Annotated in this window: 10 protein-coding genes; 8 read left to right on the top strand and 2 right to left on the bottom strand. The window is 60.1% G+C overall.

The genetic code is table 11. The annotated features are described in order from the left end of the window. Positions 1-684: a helix-turn-helix transcriptional regulator gene (locus HMPREF3169_RS02685; RefSeq protein ID WP_070455616.1), complete on the bottom strand. Its 684-nt coding sequence runs from the start codon at positions 682-684 to the stop codon at positions 1-3. Positions 685-832: 148 nt separating this feature from the next. On the opposite strand from HMPREF3169_RS02685, the gene mptB reads away from it, so the two are divergent. The 5 genes from mptB (at position 833) to HMPREF3169_RS02660 (ending at position 6,650) form a co-directional block, all read left to right on the top strand. Further along, positions 833-2,560 (top strand): polyprenol phosphomannose-dependent alpha 1,6 mannosyltransferase MptB, encoded by a 1,728-nt coding sequence (gene mptB / locus HMPREF3169_RS02680; protein ID WP_070432911.1) that lies wholly within the window; start codon positions 833-835, stop codon positions 2,558-2,560. Between the two features lie 6 nt (positions 2,561-2,566). Further along, a complete protein-coding gene (locus HMPREF3169_RS02675; RefSeq protein ID WP_061922357.1) occupies positions 2,567-3,496 on the top strand; it encodes an ABC transporter ATP-binding protein in 930 nt (309 codons plus the stop codon). Between the two features lie 9 nt (positions 3,497-3,505). Beyond that, complete coding sequence (locus HMPREF3169_RS02670) at positions 3,506-4,267, top strand: ABC transporter permease (RefSeq protein ID WP_061922353.1); 762 nt, start codon at positions 3,506-3,508, stop codon at positions 4,265-4,267. 271 nt (positions 4,268-4,538) lie between these two features. Next, positions 4,539-5,543 carry a COX15/CtaA family protein gene (locus HMPREF3169_RS02665; RefSeq protein WP_061922350.1) on the top strand — a complete coding sequence of 335 codons (1,005 nt, stop codon included), beginning with the start codon at positions 4,539-4,541 and terminating at the stop codon, positions 5,541-5,543. 135 nt (positions 5,544-5,678) lie between these two features. Continuing rightward, positions 5,679-6,650: a quinone oxidoreductase family protein gene (locus tag HMPREF3169_RS02660; protein WP_061922346.1), complete on the top strand. Its 972-nt coding sequence runs from the start codon at positions 5,679-5,681 to the stop codon at positions 6,648-6,650. 59 nt (positions 6,651-6,709) lie between these two features. Here HMPREF3169_RS02660 and HMPREF3169_RS02655 read toward each other — a convergent pair whose 3' ends face one another. Next, positions 6,710-7,669 (bottom strand): heme o synthase, encoded by a 960-nt coding sequence (locus HMPREF3169_RS02655; protein ID WP_275437049.1) that lies wholly within the window; start codon positions 7,667-7,669, stop codon positions 6,710-6,712. 276 nt (positions 7,670-7,945) lie between these two features. On the opposite strand from HMPREF3169_RS02655, the gene tkt reads away from it, so the two are divergent. The 3 genes from tkt (at position 7,946) to zwf (ending at position 12,740) form a co-directional block, all read left to right on the top strand. Next, complete coding sequence (gene tkt, locus HMPREF3169_RS02650; protein ID WP_201040697.1) at positions 7,946-10,015, top strand: transketolase; 2,070 nt, start codon at positions 7,946-7,948, stop codon at positions 10,013-10,015. Positions 10,016-10,022: 7 nt separating this feature from the next. Continuing rightward, complete coding sequence (gene tal / locus HMPREF3169_RS02645; protein WP_061922337.1) at positions 10,023-11,105, top strand: transaldolase; 1,083 nt, start codon at positions 10,023-10,025, stop codon at positions 11,103-11,105. A gap of 102 nt (positions 11,106-11,207) precedes the next feature. Then, the gene (gene zwf / locus HMPREF3169_RS02640; RefSeq protein ID WP_148132093.1) at positions 11,208-12,740 is read left to right on the top strand and encodes a glucose-6-phosphate dehydrogenase; all 1,533 of its coding nucleotides are present in this window, start codon (positions 11,208-11,210) and stop codon (positions 12,738-12,740) included. Positions 12,741-12,742: the final 2 nt, after the last annotated feature.

Here is a 12,742-nt window from a genome sequence, read left to right as displayed (position 1 = left end):
CTAATGCTTTGTTTCCCGGTCTTGGTTAACCGATGTCAAGGGGATGTTTGTGGTGCAGATTCCATGGCCATCTGCAATAGAAGCCAAGGGCTGCACGTGTTTACCTAACAGGGCAGAAAAGACTTCCTGTTCAGCCTCACATAGTTCCGGATGCTCTGCAGCCACATGGGCGACTGGGCAATGGTGCTGGCAAATCTGCACACCAAAACCGGCACTGTTGACGGTCGCGGCATAGCCATGTTCGTCCAAGACAGCAGCCAACTTTTGGGCCACTTCCTCTACGGACTCATCTTCCCCGATAAGCGGGTGCACGTCCTCAAGGAGCTTTTCAAAGCGGGCCTTTGCAAAACTGCGCACGGCCTCGGCTCCACCTGCCGCCCTTAGGGCGTTCAGGGCATCGGAAGCCAGCGCGTCGTAGGCATGCCCGAATTGTGCACGCCCGCGGTCTGTGAGGCGGAAATGCTTGGCGGGGCGGCCGCGGCCAGCCGCGAGCGACTTACGCTGGACCACCTCCGTGAGCTCTTCTTCCACCAGAATGTCTAAGTGCCGGCGGATACCGGCGGCCGAAAGACCTAGGCGCTCGCCAAGATACGAGGCCGTAACCGGCCCATCCTTAAGGAGGAGAAGCATGACCTGGCGGCGGGTATCGCCTTCAGTGGTCCTGGTCTCCTTTTCTGGGACCATCTGCTACACCTCCCGTCTTGAAAGCGAACGACTATTTTTAGACAACACTAGTGTTCCCTAATTCATTCCCAATTTCCACCAACGCAGGTACCCGGCGTGGCGAGCCCTCACCCCCAAGCCAATTGGCGGCCCGCTAGAGTAAACATTTATGAAACAACGCCTCACTGCTTTCCTCACGGGTATCCGCCAGGATCTCCCGCGTCTTGGCAGTGCGGGATCGCGTTCCGCGCAGCTGCATGCCGATGGAAATAGCGAAGATGCACCCGGCTCCCTGCCCGGCGCACTCTACGACCTTCTGCCAGATGAAGACGCCGCTCGCCCGCGTACCACCATCGCCCAGCTGCGTGCCTTCTTTGTGCTGCGATGGATGGGCACGCTGGGTGCCATCCTCATCGCCGTCGGCGGCCTTGGGGCCGGCGCACTGCCCGTAGTAGGCAACCCCTATGACAACGTGCCCTTCGGCTCATTGATGTCGCGCATGTTGCAATCGGCTTCTGCCCTCGTCTTCTGCGGCGTAGGCCTGATGGTCACCGCATGGGTGCTCATGGCCCCGTTTGTTGGAACGCCTCTCCGCAACACCGAAAGCAATGGCGAGCATTCGCGGCCGCGCCGGTTGGTTACTGAAAGCCAGCTCTGGCGTACCTGGGCTGGTTGGGTTATCCCACTTGTTTTCACTGCGCCCCTTTTTACCCAGGACATTTATTCCTATCTGGCCAACGGCTCCATCGTCACCCAGGGCCTCGACCCATACTCTGGGGGCCCGGTGGAGCTCCTCGGTTCAGCCGATCCTTTGGCTCGCTCGGTCCCCTTCATCTGGGCTAACTCGCCCTCACCTTATGGCCCCGTCGCACTCGGGTTGGCCGGGATAGTCAGCCTGCTCACCGGCAATTCAATCATCTTGGGGGTTATCGCACACCGGCTGCTTTCGCTAGCCGGCATAATCGCCGCCGGCTGGGCCATCTCGCAGTTGGCTATCCGTTGTCGAGTCTCGCCCGAGTCCGCACTGTGGTTGGGCATCCTCAACCCGCTGACCACGTTGCACCTGGTAGGCGGCATCCACAATGAATCGGTCATGTTGGGATTGGCCTTGGTCGGCGTCGAGCTCGGCCTGCGCGGCGTCGACTGCCTAGGCGGCGCTCCGGCGTGGCTGTACTTTTTATGCTCGGGATTGCTCATTTCATGCGCCGGAATGGTCAAGGTTACGGGCTTCATCGGGCTGGGATTCGTTGGAATGGCGCTCGCCCGCGTGCTATTCATCCGCCGCGGATACTCCACCCCACGCGCCATCGGTAGCGCCGTCGCCCTGCAGTTTTTCATCCTGTTGGCCGCAATTGCCCTTGTCACGCTGACTTCCGGAATCGGGCTTGGCTGGATAACCGGGCAAGGCGGCGCAGCATCCATCCGCTCGTGGTTGTCCTCTAGTACTGCAGTCGGCGTCAGTGCTGGCTTCCTCGGAATGCTCTTAGGTTTGGGCGATCACACCGACGCCATCCTCACTTTCACCCGTACCATCGGTGTTATCATCGCAGCCGGTTTCATGCTGCGTATGTTGCTAGCCACATATCGTGGCAGCATCCACCCGGTAGGCGGCCTCGGCATCGCCACCTTGGTGCTGGTCATCTTCTTCCCAGTGGTCCACCCGTGGTACATCCTGTGGGCCGTGCTGCCCTTGGCGGCGTGGGCCAACCGTCTCATCTTCCGGATCACGGTGGTTATATATTCTGCGGCGATGAGTTTCTTCGTGCTCCCTCGCGGCCTTGGCCTACCGCCCGGCACAATCGTGGTCATTTATACCGCAGCTATCGTGACTTATCTCGTGGTCATGGGACTGTGGATGGTGCTATTACGCCGTTCGCGAATCAGTGTCCTAAACTAGGCACTCGTGAATGCAACTTTCGATGGAGCACCAGCGCTAGAGCTCAGCAACGTGGTCAAGTCCTACGGCGATAAACGGGCCGTCGACGGGCTCAGCTTCCGCGTAGAACGCGGCGAGATGCTGTGCCTGCTTGGACCTAACGGCGCCGGCAAAACCACCACCATCGAGATGTGTGAGGGCTTTAAGAAGCCGACGTCGGGAAGCATCCGCGTCTTGGGCCTTAATCCCAGCACCGATCCCGACGCCGTGCGCGAGCGCATCGGCATCATGCTCCAGGGCGGCGGTTCCTACTCTGGCATCCGCGTACGCGAGATGCTACAGCTCAGCGCCAAGTACAGTGCAAACCCGCTCGATCCCGACTGGCTGATTGAACAGCTGGGGCTTAAAGGAGTGGAGAAAAACACTTATCGGCGCCTCTCCGGTGGCCAGCAACAGCGCCTGTCCCTAGCGCTGGCAATCATCGGCCGCCCGGAGTTGGTCTTCCTCGATGAACCAACTGCAGGACTCGACGCCCAATCCCGCTTGGCCGTGTGGGATCTCATCCGCGCGCTCCGCAATGACGGAGTAACCACCGTTCTGACCACCCACCTGATGGACGAGGCCGAGGCTTTGGCTGACCACGTTGTCATCGTGGACCACGGGCACATGGTGGCGCAGGGTACAACGGCAGAGCTCATGGAATCCACGGGCTCACCGCTCATCACTTTCGAGACAGCCACCGAGGTGGACCTTAACGCGCTCAACGCGGCAGGGCTGCCCACTGAGGCCACCCGCCCACTGCATTACCGCGTGGAAACCCCGGCTACCCCAGACGTCATCGCCCGCCTGGCCCAGGAGCTTGCCCAGCAAGGCGTTACCTTACGCAACCTGGACACCACCCACCGCAACCTTGAGGACGTCTTCCTCGACATCACCGGCCGCGAGCTGCGCAGCTAAGGAGTAATCATGACGCGTTTCGAACCGGGAACCTTTCAGCCTCACCCGCAGCGTGCCAGCGTCTGGACCATGGCACGAGCTCAGGGCCTAATCGAGTCCAAACTCATGCTGCGCCACGGTGAGCAGCAACTGCTCAGCATCGTCATTCCCCTAGCCATTTTGATTGGCGCGGCACGGATGGAGCACATTACCGGCCACGGCCTGAAGGAAATATTCCCTATGGTCTTGGCGGTGGCGGCCACAAGCTCCGGCTTTACCGGCCAAGCCATTGCGCTGGCCTTTGACCGCCGCTACGGCGCACTGAAGCGAACTGGCGCCTCCGGCGTCCCGGCCTGGACCATCATCGTGGGCAAGATTGCCGCTGTCTTCTCAATGGTCGCGGTCCAAGTCCTCGTCCTCGGCGGCGTTGCCTTCCTGCTTGGCCTTCGGGCTAGCCTTGGCGGCATCTTGCTGGGGCTTATCACCCTCATCCTGGGCGTGTGCGCCTTCACCGCGCTCGGCCTGCTCCTCGGCGGTACTTTAAGTTCCGAGGTAGTCCTCGCGGTTGCGAACCTCATCTGGTTCATTCTGATGGGAGTCGTGGGCTGGGCCATGTACACCCAAGGCTTGAGCAATGACGGCATCCTTACCGTGGTGCCCACGGTCGCGATGGCAAGCGCGCTTGCCGACGCCCTCAACCACACCCTCCCCTGGCAGGAACTACTCGTGCTCCTCGCCTGGGCCGGCGCCGCCTCCTTCGCAGCGGTGCGCTGGTTCCGCTTCGAGGGCTAATCGCGCACCTGACTGCACCACGCGGGCTTGAACCGTTTGGTGAGGGCCCACATCTGCAAATGGTGAGGTCACCCCGTAACAGCTGTGACCCGAGTATTGCGCTGAGACTGGTGTAGCCTCACCTCACCAAGTCGACCTCACCATTTGGAAACTGCGAAATGCAACCGCGAAAAAGTTCCATTTCTGGCAGCAAATGTGACTTTTATCTTTTTCGCTCCCGCAGGCATTCGGGGTTTCGTTCCGAGCCTGTCCGAGCGGTAGTCTTTTTAACGTGAATTCCGGTAACAAAGTATCTACGTTTTTCCGCGAGGCGACGCCCGCCATCAAGGCGCAGCGTTTCATCGCGATGATTCTGCTTGTCTGCCAAGGCGGCATTACCGTATCCGGCGCCATTGTGCGCGTTACTGGTTCCGGCCTTGGCTGCATCACCTGGCCCGAGTGCCACCCGGGCTCGCTTGTTCCTCTCTCCGGCGCAGCACCGTGGATCCACCAACTCATCGAGTTCGGTAACCGCCTACTTACCTTCGTCGTCACGGCCGCCGCAGTGGCTGCCATCATGGCGATGCATATGGCGCGCCGCCGCACTGAGTTGAAGGTTTACGCGTGGTTGAACTTGGCCGGCATCGTGGTTCAGGCAATCATCGGCGCCATCTCCGTTTTATTGAAGCTCAACTGGTGGGCCGTGGCGCTGCACTTCCTGCCATCGATGGTTCTCGTCTGGTTGGCTGCAATGCTTTACTCCCGCATCCTTGAGCCTGACGACGGCGTGCGTACCCAGATCTTCCCGCAGGCCATCCGCGTGTTGGCCGCGATGGCATCCATTGCCCTCGCCGTGGTTCTCACCACCGGCACCATGGTCACCGGCTCTGGTGTCCACTCTGGCGACGATGGCGTCGGCATGGAAGGGCGCCTCAACGTCGATACCGAGATGATGGCCGTGGCTCATGCGATTTGCATGTACGCCTACCTGATCCTCACCGTCATTGTGGTCTTCATGCTTTACCGCGTTCAAGCACCAGCTTTGGTCAAGAAGGCCGCGTGGATGCTCATCGCCTGCATTCTCATCCAATGGGGTATCGGCGTCGCCCAGTTCTACATGCACATCCCGCGCTGGACGGTGCCAATCCACATCGGCATGTCTTCCGTAGTCACCGCATTCACCGCTCTCCTATGGGCGCATGGTGTTCGCCGCGTCAACGGCACAGCGGGCCTAAAAACTGGCTCCCCAGCAGCCGAAGAAAAATTCGCTGCGCGGCAGGCAGCACTAGCTAAGTAAAGCTCAAAAAGGATATAGACTCCCGAGCCCTCACAGTCTTCCGCGGAACCGCTCCACCTCTTCGAACTGGCCTTGGTGCCGTTCGGTGGAGCGGTTTTCCTGCATGTATGCGAGTAGCTGCGATAGCCTTGAAGCATGTACGCAATTCAGGTCAACCACAAAGGTGGCCCAGAGGTCCTCGAGTATGTAGAGACTTCGGCACCCACGCCTACCGAGGATCAGCTGCTTGTCGACGTAATCGTGGCCGGTGTCAACTACATCGACACCTATTACCGCGAAGGCATCTACAGCGCCACGCCTCCTTTCATCCTCGGCCTCGAGGGCACTGGTCGCGTGGTCCACGATCCAAAGGGCGAAATCGCCGAGGGCACCATGGTGGCTTGGGACCACGCTTTCGGCTCCTATGCGGAGCAAGTATGCGTGCCGCGCGACCGCATCGTTGCGGTCCCCGATGACTTCCCGCCTGAGGTAGCCGGTTCCATGCTCCTGCAGGGAATGACCGCTCATTACCTGGCGAATGGCGTGTACCAGCTCGGCGAGGGCGCCTCCTGCCTTATCACCGCAGGCGCAGGAGGCGTGGGGCTTATCCTCACCCAAATGGCTAAGGCAGCCGGTGCCACGGTTTACACGGTAGTCTCGACCGATGAAAAGGAAGCCTTGTCATACGAGGCTGGCGCTGACCAAGTGTTCCGCTACGGCGAAGGTCTTGCTGAGCAGGTTCGCCGCTTCAACGGTGGTTTCGGTGTGGACGTTGTCTACGACGGCGTCGGCAAGGATACCTTCATGGAGTCGCTCGAAGTGGTGCGCCCACGCGGCACCGTGGCACTTTTTGGCGCGGCCTCCGGTCCGGTTCCTCCGATGGATCCACAGCTGCTCAACAAGCACGGCTCGATCTTTTTGACTCGGCCTTCTCTGGGTGCATGGACCTCCCAAGAAGGCGAGTTCCAAATGCGCGCCCAAGCAGTCGTTCAGGCGGTAACCGACGGCGACGTAGTCTTCAACGTCTCAGCGTCCTACCCACTTGCAGAAGCAGCACAGGCCCATCGCGATCTCCAAGAGCGCAAGACCACCGGTTCTATCGTCTTAAGAGTGCGCGAGGATAACTAGGCTAGTTTATTGCCGCTTGTTCTAGTTCACCTTCTGGCCCACCAAGTTGGCTGATTGTGTTAGAACCAGGCCGTCGACCAGCCAAGCATGCTGCCGATGGATTCCCAGCCCAGCACGGCGTCGATAGATAGGCCGATGAACAAGACCGACAGGTAGTTGTTGGAGTAGATGAACAAGCGCATGGGCTTGACCTTTTCGCCCTGCTTGACGCCGCGGTGGAGTGCAATGGCAATCCACAAGAAGACGGCGCCGGAACCAACTGCAGCCACCAAGTAGATCCACGAGGCAGCAGGGATGATCAGGAAGGTCACGATGAGCGTACCGACTGTGTACCAGACAATCTGGCGGGTTACCTCGACCTCAGGGGCGACTACCGGAAGCATCGGAACGCCTGCCTTGCGGTAGTCCTCCTTGTACTTCATTGCCAGTGCCCACGTATGTGGCGGTGTCCAAAAGAAGATAATAAGGAACAGCACGATGGCCTGCCACCACTTATCGGGCTCACCAGCAGGGGCATTGTCACGGATTACTGCCCAACCCACCATCGCCGGCATACAGCCAGCGAGGCCGCCCCAGACGATGTTTTGGGAATTGCGCATCTTCAAAAACTTCGTATAGACGAAGACATAGAAGAAGTTAGTCAGGATGACGAAGAACGCTGCCAGCCAGGAGTGCGCCAGAACGCCCAGCCAGAAGACCGAAAGCGCCAACATCACCCACGCAAAGATGGCAGCATTGCGGCGCGAGATACTCGCACGCACGAGCGGCCTGGCGCGGGTGCGCTGCATTTTCTGGTCAATCTCATAGTCCACCACATTGTTGAAGGTGTGGGCAGCCGCAGCGCCCATCCAGCCGCCGAAGATGGTGGAAAGGATTAGCCAGAAGTTATCCGTGACGGATTCAACACCACGCTGCGCTTGGAGCATCGCCGGAATTGCAGCGACTAGCAAAAGCTCAATGATCCTCGGCTTCGTCAGCGCAAAATAGGCCTTTAACGTCTCCAAGGAATATTCCTCCAGTATCTGGCGCGGGGTAACTTTTTGTGGCCGCCTGGTTATGGCCGCAAATTAGTTGTCGGCTTCGGGGGTTAGAAAGTTCCCCCGCCTTTAACCAAGGCTTCTTAACCATGCCAGCCTACAGTTTCTTGGACCGTTTTAGATAATCCACCACAATCCGTGACAATCCACCACCCGTTAATCAAAACATCTAGACTTGAGGGGTCAATAATCAACCGATCCACAAAGTAAGGGGCGTCCCCAGTGTCGCAAGAAAAGCTGACCCCAGAGTTGCAAGCCATGGTCGAGCGCCGTTATCCGGCTGACTGGACTGATGTGGATACTCGCGCGGTCGACACCGTCCGCGTTCTCGCAGCAGATGCTGTCCAAAAGTGCGGGTCTGGGCACCCAGGCACCGCGATGTCCCTGGCACCGCTGGCTTATACCCTGTACCAGCGCGTCATCAATCATGACCCGAACGATGTGAAGTGGGCCGGCCGCGACCGTTTCGTTCTTTCAGTTGGTCACTCCTCGCTGACGCAGTACATCCAGCTTTACTTGGGCGGCTTCGGCTTGGAGCTGGACGACCTCAAATCTCTACGTACCTGGGGTTCGCTGACGCCAGGCCACCCGGAGGTCAACCACACCGACGGCGTGGAGATTACCACCGGCCCGCTCGGCCAGGGTTTGGCTTCCGCAGTCGGCATGGCCATGGCGGCCCGCAAGGAACGCGGGCTTTTCGACGCCGCAGCCCCGGCCGGCGAGTCCCCGTTCGATCACTTCGTTTACGTCATCTCCTCTGATGGCGACCTGCAAGAAGGCGTTACCGCCGAGGCTTCCTCGCTGGCGGGCACCCAGAAGCTGGGCAACCTCATCGTCTTCTGGGATGACAACCGCATCTCCATCGAGGACGATACGAACATCGCCTTCAACGAGGACGTCGTCGCGCGCTACGAGGCCTACGGCTGGCACGTCCAGACCGTCGAGTCCGGTGAAGACGTCGTAGCACTCGAGGCCGCTGCACAGGCCGCCCGCGAGGAAACCGAGCGCCCATCTTTCATCCGCGTCAAGACCGTCATCGGTTACCCGGCACCAAACAAAATGAACACCGGCGGCGTGCACGGCGCTGCGCTAGGTGATGAAGAGGTTGCCGCCACCAAGGAAGTTCTGGGCTTCGATCCAGAAAAGACTTTCGAGGTCTCCGACGAGGTAATAACCCACACCCGCAAGCTGCGTGAGCGCGGCGCAGAGGCGCACGCTAAGTGGCAGGAAAAGTTCGACGCTTGGGCTGCCGCAAGCCCAGAGGGCAAGGCACTCTTCGACCGTATGCAGGCACGTAAGCTGCCGGAGAACTTCGCAGCAGAATTACCGGAATGGGATGAGGGCGATTCCATCGCTACCCGAAAGGCCTCTGAGGCCACCATCCAGGCACTGGCTGCTGCAGTTCCGGAGATGTGGGGCGGTTCCGCCGACCTGGCTGGCTCCAACAACACCGTCATCAAGGGCGCCCATTCCTTCGGCCCTGAGTCCATCACCACCGGCGCTTGGGATGCTAAGCCTTACGGCCGCAACCTCCACTTCGGTATTCGCGAGCACGCGATGTCCGCAATCATGAACGGCATCGCGCTGCACGGCAACACCCGCGTTTACGGCGGCACCTTCCTGATCTTCTCCGAGTATCAGTATCCGGCCGTCCGTCTCGGTGCCTTGATGTCCACCGATACCTACTACGTCTGGACCCACGACTCCATTGGCTTGGGCGAGGATGGCCCAACCCACCAGCCGGTCGAGACCTTGGCCGCCCTGCGTGCAATCCCGAATCTCTCGGTCATCCGCCCAGCCGACGCCAACGAGACTGCGCAGGCTTGGGCCGCCGCCTTCGAGTACAAGGCAGCTCCAAAGGGCCTTGCGCTTTCCCGCCAGAACCTGCCGGTGCTTGCCGGCACCAAGGAAAAGGCAGCCGAGGGCGTACGTCGTGGCGCCTACGTCTTGGTAGAAGCATCCAAGGAAACCCCAGACGTCATCCTGCTGGCCACCGGCTCCGAGGTGCAGCTGGCTGTCGAGGCCGCAAAGCAGCTCGAAGCAGAAGGCACCGCCACCCGCGTTGTCTCTGCGCCATGCCTGGAATGGTTCGACGAGCAGGACGATGCCTACCGCGAGTCCGTGCTGCCTTCCGCAGTCCGCGCCCGCGTCTCCGTCGAGGCTGCTCTCGCAATGCCTTGGTACAAGTACACCGGCACCTTCGGCCGCAATGTCTCCCTCGAGCACTTCGGCGCTTCTGCCCCAGCCGGCGAGCTCTTCGAGAAGTTTGGCATCACCACCGAAGCCGTAGTCAACGCCGCCCACGAATCCATCACCGCTAGCAAGTAAGGAAAACATGTCGCATATTGATGAACTCGCTCAACTCGGTACCTCTACCTGGTTGGACGATCTTTCCCGCGAGCGCCTAGACTCCGGCAACCTCGAGGAGATCATCTCCTCCAAGTCCATCGTGGGTGTCACCACAAACCCGGCCATCTTCGCCGCTGCGATGTCCAAGGGCACCGCTTACGATGCCGCGATTGCGCAGCTTAAGGAAGAGGGAGCAAAGGCTGACGACGCCGTCTATGCCCTTGCCATCGAGGATGTTGCCCGCGCATGCGATATGTTCGCAGGAATCTACGAGGCATCTTTAGGCCGCGACGGGCGCGTTTCCATCGAGGTCGATCCCCGCATCTCCGCCGATGCCGAGGCCACCATCCAGCAGGCACGCGAGCTGTGGGCGCGCGTTAACCGTCCGAACCTGATGATCAAGGTTCCAGCCACCGAGGGTTCCCTTCCGGCCATCGCTGACGCGCTTGCCGATGGCATCTCCGTCAACGTCACCTTGATCTTCTCCGTCGAGCGCTACGGTGAAGTCATCGACACCTTCAAGAAGGGCCTGCGCCGCGCCGAGGAGGCCGGCCACGACGTTTCCAAGATTCACTCCGTGGCTTCCTTCTTCGTCTCCCGTTTGGACAGCGAAGTCGACAAGCGCCTCGAGGCAATCGGAAGCGATGCTGCCTTGGCAGCGCGCGGCAAGGCGGGCGTCGCCAATGCCCAGCGCGCCTACGCCCTGTTCAAGAAGGAGCTGCTGGAGGCAGGCGATCTTCCCGCAGGAGCGAATGTGCAGCGCCCGCTGTGGGCGTCGACGGGCGTTAAGAACCCCGACTACCCCGCTACCTTGTACGTTTCCGAGTTGGCTGGCCCGCACACGGTCAACACCATGCCGGAAAAAACTATCGACGCAGTGCTAGCAGAAGGCAACTTGCACGGTGATACCCTAAGCGATTCCACCGAGCAGGCAGAAGCCGTCTTCACCGAGCTGGCAGAACTCGGTATCGACTTCGACGATGTCTTCGCAGTCCTGGAAAAAGAGGGCGTCGATAAGTTCGTCGCCGCTTGGGAAGAACTTCTGGAATCGATGGCCGCTCGCCTGTAGCTGCGGCCGCCTCTTTGGCCGCGCGCCCCGCTGACTAACCTCGGCGGGGCGCTTGTCGCTAGAATGTGTCGCTGGAGAATTAAATTGGGAAAGGAACCCCCTGTGACGGAATCGAGCGCCTGGGTAAATCCACTGCGCAACGCGAAGGACAAGCGCCTACCGCGCATCGCCGGTCCCTCGGGCATGGTGATTTTCGGTGTAACCGGTGACCTCGCTTATAAGAAACTGCTACCCGCCATTTACGACCTTGCACACCGCGGCCTCCTGCCCGCTGGTTTCACCTTGGTGGGCTATGGCCGCCGTGACTGGAACAAACAAGAGTTCTGCGACTACGTGATGGGCGCAGTCAAGGCAGGCGCCCGTACCAAGTTCAACGAGCACGTCTGGCAGCACCTGGCGCAGGGCATCGAGTTCGTGCACGGAGCTTTTGATGACGCCGGCTTCGACGCCCTGTCCGCACGCTTGGCGGAGCTAGATTCCTCCCGCGGTACCGGCGGCAACTGGGCTTATTATCTTTCTGTTCCACCGGAGTTCTTCTCCAGCATCTGCCACCAGCTTGAGCGCGTTGGCATGGCCAACAGCGCTGACGATTCTTGGCGCCGCGTCATCATTGAAAAGCCTTTCGGCCACGACCAAGCATCTGCTCGTGAACTCAATGAGATTGTCAACGCGGTCTTTCCGGAGTCTTCCGTCTTCCGCATTGACCACTACCTTGGCAAGGAAACCGTCCAGAACATTATGGCGCTGCGCTTTGCCAACCAGATCTTCGAGCCGATGTGGAATGCGCACTACATCGACCATGTGCAGATCACTATGGCAGAGGACATCGGCTTGGGAGGCCGCGCCGGTTACTATGACGGCATCGGCGCCGCCCGCGACGTCATCCAGAACCACCTGTTGCAGCTGCTCGCCCTCGTAGCTATGGAAGAGCCTTCTTCCTTTGAACCGGAGGCACTGCAGGCGGAAAAGATCAAGGTCTTGCGCGCGACCCAGCCGGTTCACCCGTTGAACAAGACCACTGCCCGCGGCCAGTATTCTGCAGGTTGGCAGGGCTCCGAGTACGTGCGGGGCCTGCGTGAGGAGGACGGATTCGATCCTGCTTCTACCACTGAGACCTATGCAGCTTGCACCCTTGAGGTCAACTCCCGTCGCTGGGCCGGTGTGCCTTTCTACCTGCGCACCGGCAAACGCCTCGGCCGCCGCGTCACCGAGATCGCACTGGTATTCAAGACCGCCCCGCACCAGCCGTTCAACAACGGTCAGGCAGAGTCTCTCGGCCAGAATGCCGTGGTCATTCGCGTCCAACCAGACGAGGGCGTAACAATGCGCTTCGGTTCAAAGGTGCCGGGTTCCACCATGGAAGTCCGCGATGTCAACATGGACTTCGCCTACGCAGAGGCCTTCACCGAGGAATCTCCTGAGGCTTATGAGCGCCTCATCCTCGATGCTTTGCTCGACGAGTCCTCGCTTTTCCCGACCAACGAGGAAGTCGAGCTCTCCTGGTCCATCCTCGACCCAATTCTTGACTATTGGGCCAAGGCCGGGCAGCCAGAAGAATACCCAGCGGGCACTTGGGGCCCTGAATCCGCCAACACGATGCTGCGCCGCCGGGGCCATACCTGGCGTCGCCCTTAAGG

Origin of the sequence: Corynebacterium sp. HMSC08C04 (assembly GCF_001807495.1) — a bacterium.
Taxonomy (GTDB): Bacteria; Actinomycetota; Actinomycetes; order Mycobacteriales; family Mycobacteriaceae; genus Corynebacterium; species Corynebacterium simulans.
Note: the sequence above shows the minus strand (reverse complement) of the source record. Positions and strands in the feature narration are given on the sequence as shown.